The organism is Eubacterium sulci ATCC 35585 (assembly GCA_001189495.1).
In the GTDB taxonomy this organism is placed as follows: domain Bacteria; phylum Bacillota; class Clostridia; order Peptostreptococcales; family Anaerovoracaceae; genus Eubacterium_B; species Eubacterium_B sulci.
Genome location: CP012068.1, coordinates 669,401 through 692,504, shown reverse-complemented (window position 1 = coordinate 692,504; position 23,104 = coordinate 669,401). Strand labels below are relative to the sequence as shown.

The window sequence follows — 23,104 nt, the reverse complement described above, 5'->3', positions numbered from 1 at the left end:
GCGCATCGCTGTGATGCTACTTCATAGGTGTTTTGTATTGCTATTTCTTCTCGAGCAAGTCTGTCATGTTGCGAAGGCTTATCGCAAGCGTTGACGAGTTGTGAAGCAGGGCTGTTGTAGTCGGTGTAAACATACCAAACATTCCCATTCCGATTAGGAAGGAATTGAAGCCCAAAATCTGACGATAGCTTAGCTTGATTCTCTTCATAAGCTTCATGCTTATCTCTCTGAGTTTTACTAGCTCGTCGAGCTCGTCGCTTCCAATCATGATGTCAGCAACCTCTCTTGCGATTGCTGCACCGCTGTTGATTGCGATACCTGCATCCGCCTCTGAAAGTGCTGGTGAGTCGTTAACTCCGTCTCCTACCATGATTACCTTGTGGCCTTTGCTTCGTTCTTCTTTGATGAAATTAGCCTTGTCTTCTGGAAGTACTTCTGAATAGTAGCTGTCCACTCCGACCTTTGCCGCGATAACTCTTGCTGTTCTCTCGTTGTCACCAGTCATCATAACTGCATTCTTGATTCCGAGAGCCTTAAGCTGCTTGATTGCCTTTGCTACGCCTGGCTTGATAGGATCGTCTATCAAAATTACCGCTACGAGCTTCTTATCTATAGCTAGGTATAGATGTGAGTACTCGTTTGGCAGCTCTTCGAAGGCCTGTTTCTTATCTTCGTCTATTGTGCAGCCCTCATCCTCAAATATGAAGTGGTGGCTTCCAATGCAAACCTTCTGTCCATCAAGCATACTTGCAATTCCGTGAGCTACGATGTACTCTACCTTGCTGTGCTTTTCCTCGTGGTCAAGTCCCTTTACCATAGCTTCCTTAACGACAGCGTTTGCTATCGAGTGAGGATAATGTTCCTCTAGACAAGCTGCGATTCTGAGGCACTCATCCTCATTGATATCGCTGAAAGGCACAACCTTGTGAACTTTTGGAACTGCTTCTGTTAGCGTTCCTGTCTTATCAAATACTATAGTGTCTGCCTCAGCTACTGCCTCTAGAAACTTTCCGCCCTTGACAGTCATGCGGTACTCGCCCGCCTCTCTCATCGCTGAAAGAACTGCGATAGGAATTGAAAGCTTAAGTGCACAGCAGAAGTCTACCATCAATATCGATGTCGCCCTTGTTATATCTCTTGTAATGAGATACTGAAGCGCTGTCGCACCGAATGTGTATGGAACAAGTCTATCTGCAAGCTTTGATGCCTTATCTTCTGTCGAAGACTTTAGCTTCTCAGAATCCTCAATCATGGTGATGATTCTGTCGTACTTGCTGTTTCCAAGTGAACCCTCTGCCTCGATGACAATCTCGCCCTCTTCGACTACAGTTCCTGCATATACAAGGCTTCCCTCATACTTACGCACTGGCATTGACTCTCCAGTCATAGAAGCCTGGCTTACGTGAGCCTCACCGCTGATGACCTTACCGTCTACTGCTATGACATTTCCGGTTCTTACAATTACTATATCACCGGCATTAATTGTATTTGCATCTACGAGAAGCTCTGTTCCATCCTCAGCCCTTGTCCATACCTTCTCAACATTGAGAGCCATGGCCTTAGCTAGGTCGCTGATTGACTTGCGATGCGTCCAGTCTTCCATTATCTCACCAACTCCAAGCATGAACATTATGCTTCCTGCGGTTGAGAAATCTCCTCTGAGCATTGAGACTGTAATGCTTGTCGCGTCAAGCACAGATACCTCAAGTTTACCATGTATCAGTGACTTTAATCCCTTTACTATAAACGGAATTGATTTGATAACTATTATTCCAGCTGCTAATGGCATCGGTATAAATAGCTTAGAAAAAACACGTCTGCCTACGTGTAGGCAGAGCTTGTTTTCGAATTCGTATTGTAGCTGTCTATCAGCTATTGTCGTGAGAAGCTCCTGGTTGGATTCATAATCAAAATTAGATAAAGCATCTATGATGTCATCTCTAACATCTCCTGAAAACTCTATGATCGCAACCTTAGTTCTCTCGTGAACCTTTACGCTCTTTACACCGGAAAGCCCGCTGAGGTAGTTATCTAGGATATCCGCTTCTTCAAAGGTCATGCGGTACTGCACTAGCTGCACGCGCATCCTGCCCTTGCTCTCGTGTAATATTCTACACCTCATCCAAATGCCTCCTATATGAAAACTGAAGCACTATTATGCTTCAGCTCCCTCTGCCTTCTCTTCTGCAGCTCTAAGAACTTCCTTAGCGTCCTCAATCATCTTAGCTTCTGCTTCCTGGCAACGCTTCTCGTTGATTTCGTCAGCATCTGCACTGATGTCCTGGCAGTTCTCTCTGATGTTTGTTACAGTCTTCATAACTTCGTCTACTCCGCGCTTTACAGCTGCTGTAGCGTGTGTGTATACCTTCTTAGCGTCTGCAGAAGCAAGTACCTTAAGTCCTGCTGTACCTACCAAAACTCCGCAGCCCAATGTTCTTAGTGTCTTCCATACGTTCATTTTTCTAATCTCCTTTTCTTAAAACTTATAAATTAGGAATATAAATTTTACAAAACATATTCCCCTCAAAACTATCATTTAAAGCCATTTTAATAGTCAATGACTATGTTAGTCAAGTATAAAATTTGTTATACTTATGCAACATTGATTAGTCCCATAAATCTTCGGTTTCAATAGAAGAACCTGCGATTCATTTGCACAAAAAGCAGGTCCTTTATATATGAGTGATTTAGATTACTCTGCTACAGTAGGCGCTGTGTACTGTCTGCCTAGAAGCTCCTGGTTAAGAGCGTATAGTCCCTTAGGATCTCTTCCGAAAAGCTCAAACTTCTTTACTAAATCATCAGCATTCTTCTCTTCCTCTAGCTGCTCTTTAACGAACCAGTCAAAGAACTGCATTGTTCTGTAGTCATCAACATCGTGTGATTCCTTATAGATTTTGTTGATAAGATCTGTGATAAATCTCTCGTGCTGAAGAGCTAGGCGAAGTGGTGCATCCATTCCATCGTATTCCTGAGTTGGATTTTCGATTGCATCAAAGATCATTCTCTCGCCATTGTCTAGAATATAAGTTCTGATTAGCATAGCGTGGTCACGCTCTTCCTTTGCCTGAACCTCATACCAATTAGCAAATCCATCAAGGCCCTGCTCATGGTAGTAGTTAGCAAAATCCAAATAAAGATATGCTGAGTAAAATTCTGCGTTAACCTGCTTGTTTAGTAAATCTGTTACCTTCTTATCTAACATTTCATCTTCCTCCAAAATTTCAAAACGCTTACAGAATATTTATATCCGATTTAATTGTATACTAACATATTATATCGAAAATTTTATGTTTTTATTTTAGAGCATTAGCCCTGCAAAGCTTTTGTTGTTTTACAGGGCTAATATATTTTCTATATTTTCTTCTTGCTATATCTTTCTTCTTACTATCCTGTAGTATTCTCTTGCCGTGAATGCGAAGATTACTGCGTATAGAATTGCGAATGCTAGTGTGCATATAACTGTGCATTCAATTAGAAGTCCGATGTTGAATATGCTAAATATTTCTAGGATAAGCCTTATCATGTTGAAGGCTCCTGCCACATGCAAAACTGCAACTATGAGCGGTGCAAAGAAGACAAAGGTTATTTGCTTTCTTATTGTCTGTCTTACATCTTTTTCCGACATTCCCACCTTCTGCATCATGTCAAACTTGTCCTTATCGTAGTATCCTTCTGAAATCTGCTTGTAGTAGATTATCAAAGCAGCTGCAAAGGCAAAGACAACTCCTAGAAATGCTCCAAGGAACAGGAAGCTATTAGTTAGACCTCCGAGTATTTTATCTGCTTCATATCTTGTTACATTATACGCATTGGTTATTCCTAGGCTTTCTTTCCTATCATTCCAATACTCTGTAACACATTTAGATAGCGCAGCGTACTTTTGTTCTCCTACCTCATCTCTGTTCTCGATGTTTGCTGTCATGAGGAGCGTATTTCCCATTGAGCTGGAATATTTATTTGCTTCGCCTGCAATTGTATCTGCGATTTCATCATCATGAACAATTATTACATACTGACCATAGACAGCTGAGACAGTTGATGCTGGAACCTTAAGATTCATCTGCTTTACATCAAGATTAATTCCAGAGATATCAAGCTTTCCATTTAGCTTTGTTCCTATTGATACAGCTTCGTTCTTTGATACACTTATTTTCTTACCGCTGAATTTCTCATATTGATCTGCTGTTATTACGGTTAGAAATTGCTTATTAGCCGCTTGGATAAAGTTGATTTTTTGATTACTTTCATCAAATTCCACCTTATAGCTTTGGAGTACATATGCATTTGAATCTACTAGCTTGATATCCTGCTTCTTAACCTTTTCTTCGAATAAATTCAGCTCCTCATCTATACGTGCATTAGAAGCCTTACCATCCTCCTTAAGCTGCTCACCGTCTAGTGACACGCTGACGATGACATCTGAAGGTGTTATCTTTTTGATAACATCATTAATTCCAACTCTAAGCGATACAGTAACAGATACCATAACTATAACCATGGTTGAAAGAATGCAGATGTTTGCCATACCTACTGCGTTTTGCTTCATTCTGAATAAAATACCTGAAACACTTGTGAAGTTGGCCTTCTTGTAATAAAATCTTTTGTTCTTCTTAAGTGCCTTTAGAACAGCCACGCTAACTGTCGTAAAAAGTAGATATGTTCCGATGATTACTAGAATTACCGCTCCAAAGAACAGTATTATTGCTGCTAGAGGATCTTTTATGCTGATGGAAATCACATATCCTGCAACTAGGCATGCTGCTCCAATTAGGCTTAGAATAATCTTCGCCTTTGGCTCACGCTCAGGTGCCGATGCTCCTTTTAGCATTTCTATAGGCTTTGATATTCTTATAGATAATATGTTCTTTATCAAAACGAGTGCGAAAACTATAGCAAAGAATACTGCTGTATGCGTAACCGCATGCATATTTACTTCAAAAGCAATTATATATCCAGCACCTATCATCTTCGTTATTACCATTAGAGCTAGCTTGCTGAACAAGATGCCAACGCCTAGACCCATTATGATGGATATACTGGAGCTTATCATGCTCTCTGCTACAAGAACTCTACCTAGATGGCGCTTTTCCATGCCCAGAATATTATATAGTCCAAACTCCTTACTTCTCTGCTTCATCAAAAAGCTATTGATGTAGAAAGAAAATATTATTGCAAAGCCTGATACAATTATATTTCCTAAAAGCATGCTCAGTGTAACGTAGTTTGCGCCTCTAAAGTTTTCTATATCCTTGCTATTACTAAGAAAACTCATTATGTATATAACGGCAATCATGATTATAGATGCTATGATATACGGCATGTAAAGCTTTCTATTCTTTTTCAAATTCGATACGGCGAGTTTTAGTGTGAAGTTTCTAGGCATTTCTCTTACCTCCCACAGATAGGGCTGTCAATGTGTCTGAGATGCTTGCAAACATCTCATCATTTGTCATGTCTCCTCTATATATCTGATGGAAGAGTTCTCCGTCCTTTATGAACAAAACGCGTCCTGCTGTGCTCGCTGCCTTCACGCTGTGCGTTACCATTATAATGGTTTGTCCACCTTGGTTAATTGAGCTGAATAAGTTTAATAGATCGTCTGCTGAGTTTGAGTCTAGGGCTCCGGTTGGTTCATCTGCAAGTATCAGCCTTGGGTTTGTGATTAAGGCCCTTGCAACTGCTGCTCTCTGCTTTTGACCACCCGACACCTCGTAAGGAAATTTATCAAGTATATGCGTGATTCCTAGATACTCAGCTATTAGCTTTAGCTCTGCCTCCATTTGGCTTGGCTTTGCTCCTGCAAGCACCCTTGGCAGGTAGATATTATCTCTTAGGGTGAATGTATCTAAAAGGTTAAAGTCCTGGAATACAAATCCTAGATTGTCACGTCTAAACGCCGAAATTTCTCCATCTCTTATGGCTGAAAGATTCATTCCATCTAAAATAACTTCTCCCGAGCTAGCTCTGTCTAAAGCCGCAAGTATATTTAGGAGCGTTGTTTTTCCTGAGCCTGACTCGCCCATGACAGCGACATATTCTCCTCTTTCCACACTGAAGTTAACGTCGCGTAGTGCAACTACTCCGTTTGTTCCAAGCTTTGATGTATAAACTTTTTTAAGATTTTTTACTTCTACTAATGACATATTGTTCATCTCCCTTCTTGGAACTATTCTATCTAAAAATAAAAGGCAATGCATATACACTACCTTTCAAAATCCTATTCGTATCTTACATTGCTGTAAGGTATATGTATATTTATTTTCGTGCCTTCACCTAGCTTTGATTCAGCCGAAAGTCTATACCCTAGCTTATCAGCGATTTTACGACAAAGATATAGGCCAATGCCCGATGACTTACTGCTAGTTCTTCCGTTATATCCCGTGAAACCGTCCTCAAATATCCTGCTAATATCACTAGCTCTTATTCCTATACCACTATCTGCTATGGATATTATTTTTTCGGAATTCGTGCTCTTAAGACTTACTACAACTCCGCCCTCATTTGTGTACTTTAGGGCATTTGAAAGCACTTGGTCGATTATGAAGCCAAGCCACATCTTATCAGTTACTATATTTTCATCTAGATCATTAAGCTCTATTGAGAGCTTCTTTTTGATAAAGACAATAGACTGAGACTTTACGACTTCCCTTACGAGTTCTTGTATATTATAGCTTTGAAAAACAAAATCTGTATTATCGCTAGCTAGCTTTATGAATTTTAGGAGCATATCGAGATATCCATCTATCCTTGCTAGCTGCATCCACATTTCGTTTTTTTCTTCGATGCTGCTGTTTTGGACTATTAGATATAGCGCTGAAAGGGGCGTTTTTATCTGATGTACCCACATTTTGTAGTAGTCATTAAGTCCGCTTTCTAGGCTTTCTCTTTCCTTTATCGCTTCAATTAGCATGTCGTGGACTTCAGCATACAATCTTTGATATTCCTCATCTATCAAATCTCGTGGTGGCAAATCAGTCCTAGCTGTGTACATTAAGTTTTTCTCACAATCCTTGAGAATATTTATGTATCTCAAAAATCTAGAGTAATCTATAGCGCCTATTATCAAAGCGAGGAATAACTGCAATAGTCCTGCGTAAAGGCTTACTGTCCAAGGAATTCCTGCAAGCATGGTAATGATTGCAAAAATTAAAAGCATGAATATGAAAAAGATGATTACCTTTATTCGACTCTTAATATATTTAGAGAAAATCATTCCACTATATACCCTAGTCCCTTCTTTGTCTTTATCAAATCACTTATTCCATGTTCTGCAAGTTTCTTCCTAAGCCTTGTCATATTCACTGTCAAGGTGTTCTCATCTACAAAGCTATCCGTATTCCAAAGCCCCATCATGAGATTTTCCCGGCTAGTCATCTTGCCCTTGTTCTTGAGCAGAATTTCCAAAATTTTGTACTCGTTTTTTGTAAGCTCAATATTTTCGCCATCAAAGTAAAGGCTTGCGTTTTTCATATTTAAAATTATGCCATCATGCTCTATCACATCAGCCGTTTCTCCCTCACTGAAATCATATGCACGTCTCAGTAAAGCCTGTATCTTTGCCGTTAGCACATTAAGATCAAAAGGCTTACATATGAAGTCATCAGCTCCCATATTCATCGCCATTACAATATTTAAATTATCGCCGGCTCCTGATATGAATACTATCGGAAGCTTTGATATCTGTCTTATGTGACGACACCAATAAAAGCCATCAAAAAAAGGCAGAGAAATATCTAGGAGCACAAGGTCTGCTTCTGACTTTGCGAAATCACTCATGATATCGTGAAAGTCCTTAGCAATTATAACTTCGTAATTCCAGCTCCTAAGATGTTTCTCTACTTGATTAGCAATTACATTATCGTCTTCAACTAAAAATATTTTGTACATAAGCTTCCCTTAGTCGCTCACATCAAGGTCGAGCGTTATTCCTATGGCAAAGTCTGGGAAGGCCGCTTGTACATCCGATAATATGTGCATGTACTCTTCGTTTCTGTTTGGTGAATCAAAGTCGAGGATGATATCAAAATTCATAATCTTCTCCTCGTAGTTGATATAAAAGCCGTGCATCTGAAGTACATATTCGTGTGACATAACTAGATGTCTTACCTTCTCAAAGTCCTTCTTTGCTCTATCGTCCTTGCTATTTCTTGCATAGACACTGATTCCAGCTAAGATTACATTGTTCTTGTCATAGGCAGCCTTCATAATCTTGCGCTCAAGCTCATCAAGTTCTCCTGCTGTGTATGTATCTAGCACTTCTATGTGAAGAGAGCCAATCAAAGTATCGGGCCCATAGTTATGAAGCACCACATCGTATACCCCAAAGACATCATCAAACTCCATGACTGTAGCCTTTAGTTTCTCAATAACTGCCTTATCCATTCTCTTTCCTATAATCTGAGAGAGAGTTTCGCTAATCATCTCATAACCAGCTTTGATAATTACAAGAGATATCAAAGCAGCAAGATATGCCTCAAGGCTAATGCCTGAGAAAATGTATATCAAAGCAGCTACGACAGTTGATGCTGAAATAACTGCATCTAGTCTAGCATCTTCTCCAGAAGCTATAAGTGAATCTGAGTTTAGCTTCTTTCCTTTGCTCTTTACATAGCTTCCGAGCAGGAGCTTGACTACAACAGCTACAGCTACGATTATCAGCGCTATATTCGTGTACTCAGGCTCGCTCGGATCTATAATTTTCTTTACTGACTCTACAAGAGAAGTAATTCCTGCATATAGGACTATCATAGCAATCAAGCCTGCACTTAGGTACTCAACCCTGCCGTGACCTAGCGGATGCTCCTTGTCTGGCTTTCGACCTGCTATTCTCGTTCCGATAATGGTTATTATCGATGATAACACGTCGCTTAGGTTGTTTACTGCATCGAGCGTGATCGCGATGGAATTAGTTAAGGTTCCTATGGCCGCCTTAAATGCAGCGAGGAATAGATTGGCTATTATTCCTATTATACTGACCTTAATTATCTCTTTTTCTCTCATAGAAATCTCCTAGTTCTATGTCTCAAAAGTTATCTAAAATTATTTTATCAGTATTATAGTATATCTATGACCTCTCCCGCAAGAGCTTTGTTCATGCTTCTAACCGCACAGAACTTACCACACATGCTACATGTATCTGAGTGATCCTCTTCAGGCATTCTGCTCTTTCTGATTTCCTTTGCAACCTCAGGGTCTAGAGCCTCTAGCCACTGAGCATCCCAGTCAAGAGCCTTTCTTGCGTCAGCCATTCTGTCGTCTTGATCTCTTGCTCCAGGTATTCCCTTTGCAATGTCTGCTGCGTGTGCTGCAATCTTACTTGCAATGATTCCCTGATGAACATCGTCGACATTTGGAAGTGCTAAGTGTTCTGCCGGTGTTACATAGCAAAGGAAGGCTGCTCCTTGCCATGCAGCTATAGCTCCGCCGATAGCTGCTGTGATATGGTCATATCCAGGTGCGATATCTGTTACTAGAGGTCCTAGTACGTAGAAAGGTGCTCCCTTGCAGATTGTCTGCTGAATCTTCATGTTTGCTGCAATCTGATCCATTGGCACATGCCCTGGTCCCTCTACCATTACCTGTACGTCGCGCTTCCAAGCTCTCTCTGTTAGCTCTCCTAGCATGATGAGTTCCTCAATCTGGCATCCATCTGTTGCATCAGCAAGACATCCTGGACGGCAAGCATCTCCAAGGCTTATTGTTACGTCATATTCTCTGCAGATTTCAACGATTTCATCGTAGTATTCATAGAAAGGATTCTCGTTTCCTGTCATGGACATCCATGCAAATACAAGGCTTCCGCCACGACTTACGATATTCATTTTTCTGCCACCGTTTTTGATCTGATCTATTGTCTTTCTTGTAATTCCACAGTGAAGTGTGACAAAGTCAACACCATCCTGAGCATGGAGTCTTATAACATCTATGAAGTCCTGAGCAGTAAGTGTACCAAGGTCTCTCTGATAGTGAATAACTGAGTCGTAAATTGGAACTGTTCCTATCATTGCTGGACACTCTGCACATAGCTTCTGTCTAAACGGCTGTGTATTTCCGTGGCTCGAAAGGTCCATGATTGCCTCTGCACCTAGGTCAACTGCTCTCATTACCTTCTTCATCTCTATATCGTAGTCCTTGCAGTCACGGCTGATTCCAAGGTTTACATTTATCTTTGTCTTTAGCATGCTGCCCACGCCGTTAGGATCTAGCGACTTGTGGTTCACATTTGCTGGTATAACCATCTTTCCCGAAGCCATCAAAGGTAGCAGTTCCTCTACGCTGCGGTTCTCCTTCTTTGCTACTGCCTCAAGCTCTGGAGTTACAATCCCCATGCGCGCTGCTTCCATCTGAGTTGAATACTTTCTTTCCATGATTATTCCTTCTACCTTTCTTGAAATGAAATCTCTATTTATCTTTGAAAATAAATACTTGTTTGTTTGCCTAGGCACCGGCCTAGCTTTGCTCTATATAAACATGCTCTTTAGGTCAAAGCCGTGATCTAGCGGTCCACTTCCTGCTCCCAGATCCAGTCCTGAAGCAAGGGCTCCGCTTATATATTCCTTCGCTCTTACAATCGCATCTTCAAGCTCCATTCCCTTAGCAAGATTTGATGCAATCGCGCTCGATAGCACGCAGCCTGTTCCGTGAGTATTGCTTGTATCTATTCTCTCGCCCTTGAACCACCTGAAATTGCCATTATCATAAAGCACATCATCCGCATCGCTGATGCTATGTCCACCCTTTAGGAGAACTGCAACTCCATGCTTATCGCCGATTAGCTTAGCAACTCTTTCCATATCCTCTGTCGATTTAATCGTCTCGCCTGATATGTACTCTGCCTCTGGAATGTTTGGAGTTATGACCCTTGCAAGTGGAATAAGCTTTTCTATCAAAACCTCGCAGGCCTCATCTGAAATAAGCTTTGCTCCGCTAGTTGCAACCATAACTGGGTCAACCACAAGATTCTTTGCCTTCCACATGTAAAGTTCTTCTACTATTGTCATTGTAAGAGCCGCATCGCTCACCATTCCTATCTTAACCGCATCTGGGTAGATGTCTTCAAATACTGAGCTTATCTGGTCCTTCAAAAACTTGCTGTCCACATTTAGAATCGATCTGACTCCGACAGTATTTTGTGCCGTCAAAGCTGTGAGAACCGACATTCCGTAGACACCGTTTGCAAGCATGGTTTTAAGGTCTGCCTGAATACCTGCACCACCGCTCGAATCACTTCCTGCTATCGTCAATGCTGTCTTCATAATATCCTCCTATCTTATCTGACGCTTCAGATAATCCAAAACCTTGGTTTTGTCCATTATACCGATCAAAATCGCTGCAATCAGCGTACCACCACAGGTGCTAATCAAAAATGGAAGAACAAATGTAAATGTCGCAACCTTGGCATTGCCCATAAGAAGCAGTGCAACTGGATATGCGAGAAGTCCTCCTATTATTCCTGTTCCGATGATCTCGCCTATGTAGCAGGCCCAAAGCTTCTTGCTCTTCTGGTATATTAAAGCACATAAAAGTGCTCCGACCATGCTTCCTGGAAATGCTAATAGCGATCCAGTTCCCATAATATTTCTAATTACCGAAGTCACAAATGCAGAAAGCACCGCATAGACTGGTCCAAGAAATACCGCAGCAATTACGTTCATCATATGCTGCACCGGAAAGCACTTAGCTGTTCCCACAGGTATTGAAAAGCCTGAAAGCGACACTGTCAGCGCTACAAACATCGCAGCAACCACCATCTTCTTTAGTTCTAATTTTCCCCTATTATTCATAAGTTCACCTTTCTTAATTTCCAAATAGGCTTCTGCTCTTAGTCATCAAAGCATCCGCAGCCGCCCTAACATCTTCCTTTGCAAATAGAGCCGATATAACAGCAACGCCGTCCGCTCCTGAGTCAGAAAGCTTATCCATATTCTCTAGATTTATCCCGCCTATGGCTACCATAGGAATCGAAATATTGTCGCTTATTCTCTTATACTCATCTAGCTCTATTGGCCTTGCATCTAGCTTGGAGCTTGAGCCAAAGGCTGCGCCGACTCCAACATAGTCAGCACCCTCCTCGCAAGCCCTCTTTGCTTCAGCTAGGTTATGCGCTGTCGCACCGATTATGTAGTCATCTCCAAGAAGCCTTCTCGCATCAGTTATAGGCATATCATCCTGACCGAGGTGAACACCATCTGCACCCGCCTCTATGCAGGTTCTCGCATCGTCGTTTACTATGAGCTTTGCTCCGTGCTCATGGCATATCTCAGCAAGCTTTCTCGCTAGGCTCACAAATTCATCTCGCGATGCATGTTTTTCTCTTAGCTGGAGTATCCTTATACCTGCTTCAAACATAGGAATTAGGATTTTCCCCCACGCTTCTTCGCTTCGCCTAACTTCATCCGTTATGGCGTAGACTAACAGATCTTCCTTATTAAATTTCATCAAATATCTCCCCTAGTGTAGCTATGCTCATCGCATCTATCAGACACTGCCTAAAACTTGCTGTTCCAAGAGCGCCTCGCTCCTTCATAAGCTTTATCGCCTTGACAGTATTTAGCTTATAGTCAGCTGCTGCCTTTCTCACGACCTTGACCGCTGGCTCATCCTTGTGCTCTGCAAGTCTTGTGGCAATAAATGCGCTATACATGCAGCCACTTCCTGTGAGCTTTTTCATCAAAGGACTTCCGCCACATATCTCAAACTTTTCGCTCTCGTCAAAGACTAAATCGCTTTCGCCAGTCATGAGAATTACTGAGCCTGTTTTTTCGGCAAGTCCGTGAACTGCTTCATCTGCAAGCTCAAGACTTACGGTTTCTACCCCCTTTGATCTAAACGGAATGCCAAGAAGTGCTGCTATCTCTGACTTATTTCCTCTGATGCAGTCAAAGCTCACATCCTCAAGTAGCTCTCCCAGAATCTGCCTGCGAAACCCCGATGCACCAGCACCGACAGGATCGAGCACGACGGGTATTCCCATCTCGTTTGCCCTTCTTCCTGCAATCAGCATGGCTGTAAGCTTCTTCTCACTAGGCGTCCCTATATTTATCATCAGCGCATCGCAAAGCGATACGACTTCAGCCACTTCCCTCGGTGAATCTGCACATATGGCTGCTCCACCTGCTGCAAGCACAAGGTTTACCGTATCGTTTATGGTCACGCTGTTTGTGATTATGTGAACTAGAGGCTCTTTTTTGTCCATCTCTACCTCCACGGTCTAAAAAAGAAAAAGAGTAGCACCCCTCTGGATACTACTCGTCAAAATACATCCCTACGCTGGCATTATCCAATCAGGTTTAGGGTCTTAACGCATCTCAGCGCTAACTCTCAGCAATTCCGCTCCCCTTGATTCTTTATATTTACTTGTAAAAATTATATCATAGTGCGCATGCTTTGTCCACCAGCCTGTGACTTAGTTAACAGCTCTTTCTCTCGCACTTTATCACTGATTCAATACACGCTAGAAAATCGTAATGCCTTTTGTTGCAAAGATTATTGCTGCAGCTACTGCGCCAGCAATCAAAATGATATTTACTACTATATCGATTCTGACTACCCATATAAGTATCTCGGTTAGGACATTTACGGGCTTACGCTCATCGTTTAGCCCCGTGTCATATACATTATGCTTGATAAATATGTATCTTAGGAGCAGGCCAATTAATAGCCAAAATAGCGATGTTGCCATAACAATATACGGAATGAATGGCAAAATCACATAAAACAATCCCGATACTAGTAGCAGTGGCCAAAGCATCAAAAAGAATACTGCGCCCATATTACCCTCCTTAAAAAACTAGAAAGCGACTAGCCCTTTCATTGCAAACACTCCGTAGATAGCCAGTTGCAGAATTATGGCTATAGCGTTTCCTATGATATCAAATTTGACAAGAACTACAAATAGCTTTGTCAATTTATTTATTGTCACACTAGGTACTTCCCGCCCCATTTTAAATATACCATATTTGATACATAAATGCCTTAAAACTAGTCCGACAATGAGCGAAATCACATTGATTACTAATCGTTTATACGGAAATGTCAATAAATATATTTCAGCCATATTTATCCTCTTAAGCGTCTCTGCACGAATTTGATGCACTCTACAATTGGAATTACAAGTACTGAAAGTCCAAGTGCGATAGCGTATTCTGTAAGACTTACCGATGTAAAGCCAAACATATTAGCAATGAAAGGAACCTCGATTACTAAAGTTACAAATACAAGGCTCATAACCATTGTGCCAAATAGTGCCTTGTTCTGGTAATTTAGTCTAAAGATACTTGCCCTCTGCGAGCGCATGTTGAGACTTTGGAATATCTCGCACATGTTCATCGTCATGAAGGCCATGGTCATTCCATCCGGTGAAAGTCCCTTTGGCATTTCGAAGTAGCCGACCTCCATTGAGTGTCCGATAATATATGATGCTATTGTAAGCACTGTTATCATCAGTCCCTGATAAACTATATCAAAGACCATTCCCCCAGCAAAGATAGAATCCTTGGAATCTCTTGGTGGTCTTCTCATCGTATCAGGCTCTTCCTTCTCTAGTCCTAGGGCAAGAGCTGGGAAGGCATCTGTAATCAGATTGATGAATAGAAGATGTACAGGCTTTAGAAGCGTAAATCCAAGCAGGGTTGCAAAGAATATACCTAAAACCTCACTCATGTTGGAGCTCAAAAGGAACTGTATAGCCTTACGAATATTATCGTAGATTCTTCTTCCCTCTTCTACTGCATTTACGATTGTTGCAAAGTTATCGTCTGCAAGGATCATGTCTGATACGTTCTTTGTTACATCAGTACCTGTGATTCCCATGCCAATTCCTATGTCAGCAGTCTTAATTGATGGAGCATCGTTAACGCCATCACCTGTCATAGCTGTTATAGCACCACGCTTCTTCCAAGCACTTACTATTCTAACCTTATGCTCTGGCTGAACTCTCGCATAAACCGAAAACTCAACTACTCTGCTTTCAAAATCCTCATCGCTTATTTCGTCAAGCTGTGCACCAGTTATTGCAGCCGAAGCATCTTCGATTATTCCAAGGTCCTTGGCAATAGCAACCGCAGTATCCTTGTGGTCACCAGTTATCATTATAGGTCTTATGCCAGCCTTGCGGCACTCTACTATCGCATCCTTAACCTCTGGTCTTATCGGATCGATCATACCCGTAAGTCCAATTAGACAAAGGTCGTGTTCTAGGTTTTCTGAACTGTTATTCTCAGGATTTTCGCTCCAGTCTCTCTTTGATACTGCAAGCACTCTGAGTGCCTTATCAGCCATCGCCTTGTTATCCGCTAGGAACTTAGCCTTTAGCTCATCTGTGAACGGAACTTCTTTTTCGCCATCAAAATAGCTTGTGCACCTGCTCAAGATCACATCAGGCGCACCCTTGGTGAACTGAACAAAGCCCTCTTCAGTCTTATGAATTGTACTCATCATCTTTCTTGATGAATCAAATGGGCACTCGTTCACTCTAGGATATGCTATCTCTAGCTCGTATTTCTTAAGTCCTTGCTTTACAGCAAAGTTCACAAGTGCAGCCTCTGTAGGCTCGCCTTCTGCTTCATCCTTATCGTTAAGGACTGCATCGCAGCACAAAGCCATAGCAGTAGCTATCTGCCTGCCATCACCCACATGCTCTGTTACAGTCATCTTGTTCTGTGTAAGCGTTCCTGTCTTATCTGAGCAGATAATCTGAGTACATCCTAGGGTTTCTACTGCTGTCAGCCTTCTAACAACAGCATTCTCTTTGGACATCTTGGTTACGCCAATTGACAAAACTACTGTAACTACTGTAGCTAGTCCCTCTGGTATTGCTGCAACCGCAAGCGATACAGCTACCATAAATATTTCTAGTATCGATTTAAGGCTCATATCCTTTGATACGAATAAATCAAAAACAAATATGAATACACATATCAAAAGAACTAAATACGAAAGCTTCTTACCAAGCTCGTTAAGTTTAATCTGAAGTGGAGTAAGCTCTTCCTGTGTCTGGTTCAGGGCATCTGCGATCTTGCCCATCTCTGTATCCATACCAGTTGCTGTTATTACTGCAATTCCGCGTCCATACACAACAGTTGAACCCATGTAGCACATGTTCACTCTATCTCCTAGAGGAACATCCTTGCCATCGCTGAGGTTTAGGATATCAATCAGCTTATTTACTGGCACGCTCTCCCCTGTGAGCGCAGATTCTTCAATCTTTAGGCTCGCTGCACTTATTAGTCTTCCATCTGCTGGTACGGCATCGCCTGCTTCGAGAACGACTATGTCACCAGGCACTAGCTCTGCACTAGGTATAACCTGCTGCTTACCATCTCTGATAACCTTGCAGGTTGCTGCAGTCATAGTCTGCAGGGCCTCTATGGCTTCCTCAGCCTTGCTCTCTTGAAGAACTCCAAGTATAGCGTTAATAAGAACTACTACGATGATGATGAAAACCTCTACCATCGATTCGCCAGAAATGATGTTTGTAACTGCTGAAACACCTGCTGCTATAATCAGCATGATTAACATAGGGTCCTTCAGCTGCTCCAAAAATCTCTGTAGCTTAGTCTTCTTATTCCCCTCTGCAAGTTTATTTGCTCCATATTGAGCCTGTCTTCTTGCGACCTCCTCAGATGTAAGCCCGCTCTCTCCGGTATTAAGATCCTCTAGGACCTTCCTCGGATCATGTAGGTATTCTTTTCCCATAATATCCTCTCTTTATTTAAAATAAAGGTATAGCGCTGCTATACCTAAGGTTTATTCACTCCAGTAGAAGTTTTCCCTGCCTGCGCCAAGCTCAAAATGGTATTTTACAATACCCATATCCATCTTTGTAAAGAAACCGACTCCTGGTCTCAGCTTTACTCGTCTTTCGTTATGAACTATGTTGAACCTCTGCTGATTAAGTGCAGTAGGTGCAAGCATGGCCGCTTCTAGGCCTCTTTTGTACCAATCAGGGTCGCTCTCCTTATAATCGCTCACCGACCTAAGCTTCTTGCTCTTATGCGGCGTCCCTTGAGTCTTACCATATCCTATGGTTATAACTGCAGCAAGCTTTTCATTGAGCTCTGCATGATATACTGTTTTGCTCTTCTTAAATGTCTGTCCAACCCAGCATGTGTTTAGTCCAAGGCTCTGAGCAATCATCACTAAATGCTCACCGTAGTATCCACATTTAAATTCTAGGTCTGGAGCCTTAGGGCCAACTAGCGCGATGTAGTTCTTCACACCTTCAAACTTGCCATATTTAGCCATTAGGCAGTCAAAAGCATTCTCGTCATTTTCGATAAACTGCATCCTTAGTCCGCTGATTTTGTTGTATCTATCTATGGCCTTTTGCATTATCAAAACATGCTCTGAGTCGATATCCTTATCAAGATAAAATCTCACAGAATGTCTCTGTCTCATTAAGTCAAACTTGTCCAAGAAAGTACCATCCTTAAAATATTATATGCATTACTATAACATTTTTTCGGCTATTATGCTCGCTTTTTTTCAAAATATTACTAGGCTTTTTCTACATTCTTCCATCAGGGAAAAGCAATGCTCTAACTTCCTGAAAATTGTGTTCGCATAGCTTCCCGTTTTGCTTAATAAGTTCCTCAAATTCTCGGTTTTTCTTGCTGCTTGACGTGAAAAATGCACATCTTTCTATTACTTCATTTCTCATCACCGGAAGAAGCTGCTCAAGTAGCCTGTGTGATGGGCAAACCATTTCCGTAATTGTCTTAAGACATGGTGCATGCTCTACTCCATCTAAGTTTACAAGTCCCTTCATGTTTTCAAGGAATAGGTGCTCGAGTTTTGATTTTGATAGATCTGGTAGTTCTTTAACTCTAGCCATCTGTGACACTTCAGCAACCTTGAGTTCAGTTAGCTTTGCCAGTATGTCTAGATTCTCCATCTTGGTCTGCTTGAATAGATAAAGCTCGCTTATCCTATCATTTCCATATAGTTCAAAGAGATTCTCCGTGTTTCCTCCACTAAGCCCCAGCATTCTCAGGCTCTTAATTTCGTTTATGAAAGCGCATGATTCAAGGCTAATTCCATGTAGTTTGAGTCTCTGTAACTTATTTAGACCTGCTACACACTCTACATTCTTAGAACACCTATGAAGACTTAGAATCTTAAGCTGCGAAAAACGCGTGATATCTTTTAGATCAAAACTTTTGTTCGCAAGGTCTAGTCCAAAGGACTCAAGTCCAATAGGCAAGCTTTCTAAAAACGCCTTATCAGCTATGCTCTTTGCCTCTAAATTGAGACTTTTAAGATTTTCTAGCGAATAAATTTCCTCTATGTTTAAGATTGAAGCTGAGGTTTCGACACTAAGCTTTCTAAGATTAGTCATCAAAGAAATACCGTCAATATCGCAGTCGCCACATGTGTAAATACGAAGCTCTACATCAGGAAAGCTTGCAAAATATTTATCATTTAGTTTTTTGAGCGTAGCTCTGTCAAGTGCCTCAATATTTGTCTGAATACGGTCAATTTGTCCAGCCTTTACAAGTTCCTTAATATCATTATCGCTAAGCTCACCTGTAAATGAGATGTAGTCCTCACAAAATGAAATGCTCATATACCCACCTATACTGACCTTCCTTACATTCTAGAAAAATGTATCATTATATTATCAGAGATAAAATCCATTCCTGCAACCAGTACTCCCATTACAATAAAGAGCACGCCTATGATTCTAAAACCAATGCTTGAATTTGCCATGGTCTTAGCCTCTTTTAACTCTTCAATATAATGCTGGTTCGGAGATTCACCATTGTAAATTACGCTAACAGGAATTTCTCCCTTGCCCTTACATTTGCTAAGGAACCTTGCGCTACTTCCGGACGAAAACTTCGTCTCTGTATATCGATATTCCCTTCCCTTTGGAGTTTTGAATACAAGTTCGATATCACATTCGAATGACCATCTGCTCTTTCTGATGTCAAGAACCCTGATAGTTCCACTTACGGTTTTCTTCTTTCTCTCATTTTCGAAAAGCTCATTGAACTCTCTAAGGTTATTTGACTGAAACGCTCCTACGCGTATCATAAAATAACCAAATACGCATAGCAATATTCCTATTACATACTCCATTTTATCTCCTGTTAAATACAAAAAAGAGAAACTCAAAATGAATTTCTCCTGCTTTGCTTGACTTCTATCCTAAGAACGCCATTACTTGCTTGCGCACTTCGTTGCCATCTGCAAGACCCTTAGTCTTACCCATGACAGCTCCCATGAGCTTACCCATATTCTCCTTGCCGCCTTCGATTCCCATGGATGCTGCGGTCTCTCTTACGATCTCCGCAATCTTCTCAGGGGATAGCTGCTCAGGTAGATACTTCTTTAGTACTGCGATTTCGGACTTATATGCATCGATTAGATCCTGTCTACCTGCCTTCTCAAAGTCAGATAAGGCGTCATTACGCATCTTTACCTGCTTCTGTAGCAATTTTTGGATCCCTGCATCATCAAGTTCTTCTCTGTTGTCTACCTCGTACTGCTTAACAGCTGCACGAGCCAAACTAATTGTATTTTTGGCTGTCTCGTCGCGATCCTTGAGGGCCTGCTTGAAATCAGCCATCAGTTGCTCTTTTAGATTCATGTAAATCACTTCGCTTCCGATATATTAATACTTTCTTGCTTTTTTTCTGGCTGCCTCAGATTTCTTCTTTCTCTTTACACTTGGCTTTTCGTAGTGCTCTCTCTTTCTTACCTCAGCCATTACGCCATCTCTAGCGCAAAGTCTCTTGAATCTCTTAAGAGCGCTTTCCAAGCTTTCGTTTTCTCTGACGATTACCTGTGCCATATCTAATCACCTCCTGCCTCTTCGTAAATTCAGCAGTGTTCAGATTTAACTGTAACGCAAATATTATACTATCTTTTCAATAAACAAGCAAGGAATATTTTTAGCCTGGTGGCCAAAGCATTTTTCTCTTTCCAAGCACGTGGAAATGAAGATGCTTAACCGTCTGGAAGGCATCCTCACCGTTGTTGCTAACTACACGATATCCGCCCTCAAGTCCAAGGCTCTCAGCTATTTCATGTATCTTGAACATGATGTACCCGAGAAGTTCCTTGTCTTCCTCCGAAACATCATCAAGAGATGTAAGATGCTTCTTTGGAATTACGAGAACGTGAACCGGTGCCTGTGGTTCTAGGTCGTGGAAGCAGATAAGTTTATCGTCCTCATATACCACATTTGATGGAATATCGTGCGTTCCTATCTTGCAAAAAATACAATCACTCATCTATTATCACTCCTTTCATTCCGTCCTTATATACCTTATCAAGCTTGACCTTGCAAAACTCATTGAGCTTGCTCTCGTCAGCCTGCGTATAAACTCTAATATAGTTATCAGTGTATCCACACATCAAAGCATCGCCTTCAAACTCCTCAAAAAGCACTGTCCTTATGCTTCCTTCACAGCTTCTCCTAAAGTCTTCAGAAACCTTCTCAGCATGAGCTATCAAAGCCTGGCTCCTCTGGTTCTTAAGTTCACCATGAATTTGATTTTTCATCTCGGCTGCCTTTGTTCCCCTTCTTGGAGAATATTTAAAAGCGTGAACCTTGACAAACTGCGCCTCATCGCATACGGAAATGCTTTCTGCAAAGTCCTCATCACTTTCCCCAGGAAAGCCTACGATTATATCTGTAGTTATACCATAGTGAGGATCAAAACTTCTAAGTTCCTTTACAATATCAAGGTATTCCTGTCTAGTATACCTTCTTGACATAGTTGAAAGCGTATTATCAGAACCGCTCTGTATGGAAAGGTGTAGGTGCGGACAAAGCTTCTTGTACTTAAGAAGGCTTCTTACCTGCTCTTTATTTATAACTGTCGGTTCTAGCGAGCTAAGTCTTATTCTGAAATTCTCCGGCATCGCATCTAGCTCTTCAATGAGAGGCTCTATGCCATCAAATCCTATGTCCTTGCCGTATAGCGCCGTGTTAATTCCTGTGAGAACTATCTCCTTAAAGCCTCTGTCGATAAGTCCCTTCGTCTCAGCCTTAATTTCTGCTAATGACCTACTTCTTACCTTGCCTCTAGCATACGGAATTATGCAGTAGCTGCAGAATCTATCACAGCCTTCCTCGATTTTAATATATGCTCTAGTTCTAGAGTCCATGCCAGTAATAATGCCATCTGAATGGTAGCTATCAAGTCTTTCCCTATCACCAGCACCTTCGACCACTACACCCTTCTCGCTCATGTACTCTTCTATGTACTTAGGGAGCTCAGCCTTTTCGCCAGTACCACAGACAAGACTTACGCCCTCTATGCTTGAAACCTCATCAGGATCAGTCTCTGCATAGCAGCCTGTTACAGCAATCACAGCATCTTCATTCAGGCGCTTTGCCTTTCTTATGAACTGCCTAGACTTTCTGTCCGCCAGGTTGGTAACCGTGCACGTGTTGATTACATATATATCTGCCCTATCTTCGTCGGAAACGATTTCGTAGCCTTTTTGCACGAATTTTTCCTTCAGCGCCTCTGTCTCATATTGATTCACCTTGCAACCCAAGGTGTGAAATGCTATTTTAATACTCATGCTTGAAATTATATCACAGCTTTGTGCAAATATCTCCCATTTTGATATCAAAATAAGCTCATTTTGTACATCAAAGAGCAGTCTTCACCATTTTTTCACAATATATATGGGAAATTTTAAATTTTACTTGTTTAAATTGGCTCTAGTAGTGTATAATCAAATTGTAAACAATTGATGTTTATGAAAAGAGGTATTGATATGGATAAGATTTATGATATAAGAGTTATTGATCGCTTAGGCGAAGAACATAGCATGAGCGAGTACAGGGGAAAAACTCTTTTGATAGTAAATACAGCTACTGGCTGTGGATTTACACCACAGTATGAGGGCCTAGAGAAGCTCTACCGCAAGTACAAGGATAAGGGATTTGAGATTTTGGATTTTCCTTGCAATCAGTTTGGAAAACAGGCACCAGGAACTGCTGAAGAAATTCATGAGTTTTGTCAGCTAAAGTACGATACAAGTTTTCCACAGTTTGCTAAGATTGAGGTAAACGGTGCAAACGAGCATCCTCTTTATACATTCCTGAAGTCGCAGAAGGGCGGCCTTCTAGGAAAGAAAATTAAATGGAATTTCACAAAGTTTTTGATTGACAAAGACGGAAATGTAATCGAACGTTTTGCTCCTACAGTTAAGCCTGAGGACATCGACGATAAGATTTCCGCAATAATATAAGGAGTTAGTATGGATAAGTACGATAATTTAAAGCTAGATAATCAGTTATGTTTTCCGCTTTACGCTGCGGCTAAGGAGATTGTTAGAAAATACAAGCCTATGCTTGATGATCTGAATCTCACCTACACTCAATACATCACCATGATGGTTCTGTGGGAAAGAAAATCAGCAAATGTAAAGGAGCTTGGTTCGTACCTTTATCTCGATTCTGGAACACTAACGCCACTCCTAAAGAAGCTAGAGTCCAAGGGATATATCAAGAGAACTAGGATGGCAAGCGATGAGCGTAACCTTTTGGTCGAGATTACACCTGAGGGTGAAAAACTGAGAGACAAAGCTGTTTATGTCCCTATTCAAATGGGTAATTGCATAAATATGGAACCTGAAGAGATGGCAACTTTATATAAGCTTCTTCACAAGGTTTTAGAAAACACATCAAAGTAATTTAATAGAATATCAACATTATAAATGGAAAATCAGGAGGATATAATTATGTCAGTATTAACAATCACAAACGAAAACTTCGAGCAGGAAGTAATTAAGTCAGATAAGCCAGTTATCGTAGATTTTTGGGCAGCTTGGTGCGGACCATGCAAGATGCTCTCACCTGTTGTAGATCAGCTTGCCGAAGAGCTTGATGGCGTTAAGGTTGGAAAGATCAACATCGACGAGCAGATGGATCTTGCAGAGAAATTCAACGTTAGCTCAATTCCATGCGTAGTTGCATTCAAGAATGGCGAAGAAGTAGGCCGCTCAGTAGGACTTGCACCTAAGCAGAAACTAGTAGACCTTCTTAAATAATAAAATATATAATCACACTATAATACGCAAAATTTAAAGGTTAAGCACGGGTGTACCGACCCCAAAAAGTTAGACCAAAATCTAA

General features: G+C 41.3%; 26 protein-coding genes. 3 read left to right on the top strand and 23 right to left on the bottom strand.

The annotated features are described in order from the left end of the window. Positions 1-40 precede the first annotated feature (40 nt). The 23 genes from ADJ67_03220 to ADJ67_03110 all read right to left on the bottom strand — a co-directional run bounded on the left by ADJ67_03220 (position 41) and on the right by ADJ67_03110 (position 21,543). Positions 41-2,122 carry a cation transporter gene (locus ADJ67_03220; protein ID AKT46783.1) on the bottom strand — a complete coding sequence of 694 codons (2,082 nt, stop codon included), beginning with the start codon at positions 2,120-2,122 and terminating at the stop codon, positions 41-43. Between the two features lie 33 nt (positions 2,123-2,155). After that, on the bottom strand, positions 2,156-2,458 hold the full coding sequence (locus ADJ67_03215) for a hypothetical protein (GenBank protein AKT46782.1): 303 nt from the start codon (positions 2,456-2,458) through the stop codon (positions 2,156-2,158). Between the two features lie 234 nt (positions 2,459-2,692). Continuing rightward, entirely contained in the window at positions 2,693-3,205 is a 513-nt protein-coding gene (locus tag ADJ67_03210; protein AKT46781.1) for a ferritin, read from the bottom strand. Positions 3,206-3,370: 165 nt separating this feature from the next. Next, positions 3,371-5,296 (bottom strand): hypothetical protein, encoded by a 1,926-nt coding sequence (locus ADJ67_03205; GenBank protein ID AKT47652.1) that lies wholly within the window; start codon positions 5,294-5,296, stop codon positions 3,371-3,373. 82 nt (positions 5,297-5,378) lie between these two features. Further along, positions 5,379-6,146 (bottom strand): bacteriocin ABC transporter ATP-binding protein, encoded by a 768-nt coding sequence (locus tag ADJ67_03200; GenBank protein AKT46780.1) that lies wholly within the window; start codon positions 6,144-6,146, stop codon positions 5,379-5,381. A 74-nt stretch (positions 6,147-6,220) separates the two neighbouring features. Next, positions 6,221-7,216: a hypothetical protein gene (locus ADJ67_03195; GenBank protein ID AKT46779.1), complete on the bottom strand. Its 996-nt coding sequence runs from the start codon at positions 7,214-7,216 to the stop codon at positions 6,221-6,223. After that, a complete protein-coding gene (locus tag ADJ67_03190; protein AKT46778.1) occupies positions 7,213-7,890 on the bottom strand; it encodes a PhoB family transcriptional regulator in 678 nt (225 codons plus the stop codon). Before ADJ67_03190 ends, ADJ67_03195 begins: the two co-directional genes overlap by 4 nt. Before the next feature lie 9 nt (positions 7,891-7,899). Further along, positions 7,900-9,003, bottom strand: coding sequence for a cation diffusion facilitator family transporter (locus ADJ67_03185; GenBank protein ID AKT46777.1), 1,104 nt, complete (start codon positions 9,001-9,003; stop codon positions 7,900-7,902). Positions 9,004-9,056: 53 nt separating this feature from the next. Further along, positions 9,057-10,370: a thiamine biosynthesis protein ThiC gene (locus tag ADJ67_03180; protein AKT46776.1), complete on the bottom strand. Its 1,314-nt coding sequence runs from the start codon at positions 10,368-10,370 to the stop codon at positions 9,057-9,059. A gap of 93 nt (positions 10,371-10,463) precedes the next feature. After that, positions 10,464-11,258 (bottom strand): phosphomethylpyrimidine kinase, encoded by a 795-nt coding sequence (locus ADJ67_03175; protein AKT46775.1) that lies wholly within the window; start codon positions 11,256-11,258, stop codon positions 10,464-10,466. Positions 11,259-11,267: 9 nt separating this feature from the next. Then, complete coding sequence (locus tag ADJ67_03170) at positions 11,268-11,786, bottom strand: thiW protein (protein AKT47651.1); 519 nt, start codon at positions 11,784-11,786, stop codon at positions 11,268-11,270. 13 nt (positions 11,787-11,799) lie between these two features. Beyond that, complete coding sequence (locus tag ADJ67_03165; GenBank protein ID AKT46774.1) at positions 11,800-12,441, bottom strand: hypothetical protein; 642 nt, start codon at positions 12,439-12,441, stop codon at positions 11,800-11,802. Then, complete coding sequence (locus tag ADJ67_03160) at positions 12,431-13,198, bottom strand: hypothetical protein (protein ID AKT46773.1); 768 nt, start codon at positions 13,196-13,198, stop codon at positions 12,431-12,433. The genes ADJ67_03165 and ADJ67_03160 overlap by 11 nt, the downstream gene beginning before the upstream one ends. A 258-nt stretch (positions 13,199-13,456) precedes the next feature. Further along, positions 13,457-13,774, bottom strand: a complete 318-nt coding sequence (locus tag ADJ67_03155) for a hypothetical protein (protein AKT46772.1) — start codon at positions 13,772-13,774, stop codon at positions 13,457-13,459. Between the two features lie 18 nt (positions 13,775-13,792). Further along, positions 13,793-14,059 (bottom strand): hypothetical protein, encoded by a 267-nt coding sequence (locus ADJ67_03150; protein AKT46771.1) that lies wholly within the window; start codon positions 14,057-14,059, stop codon positions 13,793-13,795. Positions 14,060-14,061: 2 nt separating this feature from the next. Next, a complete protein-coding gene (locus tag ADJ67_03145) occupies positions 14,062-16,698 on the bottom strand; it encodes an ATPase (protein ID AKT46770.1) in 2,637 nt (878 codons plus the stop codon). A gap of 51 nt (positions 16,699-16,749) precedes the next feature. Then, a complete protein-coding gene (locus tag ADJ67_03140; GenBank protein AKT46769.1) occupies positions 16,750-17,418 on the bottom strand; it encodes a nitroreductase in 669 nt (222 codons plus the stop codon). Positions 17,419-17,509: 91 nt separating this feature from the next. Further along, positions 17,510-18,568, bottom strand: a complete 1,059-nt coding sequence (locus tag ADJ67_03135; protein ID AKT46768.1) for a hypothetical protein — start codon at positions 18,566-18,568, stop codon at positions 17,510-17,512. A gap of 23 nt (positions 18,569-18,591) precedes the next feature. Beyond that, on the bottom strand, positions 18,592-19,038 hold the full coding sequence (locus ADJ67_03130; GenBank protein AKT47650.1) for a hypothetical protein: 447 nt from the start codon (positions 19,036-19,038) through the stop codon (positions 18,592-18,594). A gap of 109 nt (positions 19,039-19,147) precedes the next feature. Beyond that, positions 19,148-19,594 carry an aspartyl-tRNA amidotransferase gene (locus ADJ67_03125; protein AKT46767.1) on the bottom strand — a complete coding sequence of 149 codons (447 nt, stop codon included), beginning with the start codon at positions 19,592-19,594 and terminating at the stop codon, positions 19,148-19,150. 24 nt (positions 19,595-19,618) lie between these two features. Continuing rightward, positions 19,619-19,798: a 30S ribosomal protein S21 gene (locus tag ADJ67_03120; GenBank protein ID AKT46766.1), complete on the bottom strand. Its 180-nt coding sequence runs from the start codon at positions 19,796-19,798 to the stop codon at positions 19,619-19,621. A 100-nt stretch (positions 19,799-19,898) separates the two neighbouring features. Continuing rightward, on the bottom strand, positions 19,899-20,240 hold the full coding sequence (locus ADJ67_03115; protein ID AKT46765.1) for a zinc-binding protein: 342 nt from the start codon (positions 20,238-20,240) through the stop codon (positions 19,899-19,901). After that, positions 20,233-21,543, bottom strand: a complete 1,311-nt coding sequence (locus tag ADJ67_03110) for a hypothetical protein (protein AKT47649.1) — start codon at positions 21,541-21,543, stop codon at positions 20,233-20,235. Before ADJ67_03110 ends, ADJ67_03115 begins: the two co-directional genes overlap by 8 nt. Before the next feature lie 198 nt (positions 21,544-21,741). Here ADJ67_03110 and ADJ67_03105 point away from each other — a divergent pair, with 198 nt between their 5' ends. The 3 genes from ADJ67_03105 to ADJ67_03095 are packed head-to-tail and all read left to right on the top strand — an operon-like array spanning position 21,742 to position 23,019. Continuing rightward, the gene (locus ADJ67_03105; protein ID AKT46764.1) at positions 21,742-22,218 is read left to right on the top strand and encodes a glutathione peroxidase; all 477 of its coding nucleotides are present in this window, start codon (positions 21,742-21,744) and stop codon (positions 22,216-22,218) included. A gap of 9 nt (positions 22,219-22,227) precedes the next feature. Continuing rightward, positions 22,228-22,662, top strand: a complete 435-nt coding sequence (locus ADJ67_03100; GenBank protein AKT46763.1) for a MarR family transcriptional regulator — start codon at positions 22,228-22,230, stop codon at positions 22,660-22,662. 48 nt (positions 22,663-22,710) lie between these two features. Next, entirely contained in the window at positions 22,711-23,019 is a 309-nt protein-coding gene (locus ADJ67_03095; GenBank protein ID AKT46762.1) for a thiol-disulfide isomerase, read from the top strand. The last annotated feature ends 85 nt before the right edge of the window (positions 23,020-23,104 follow it).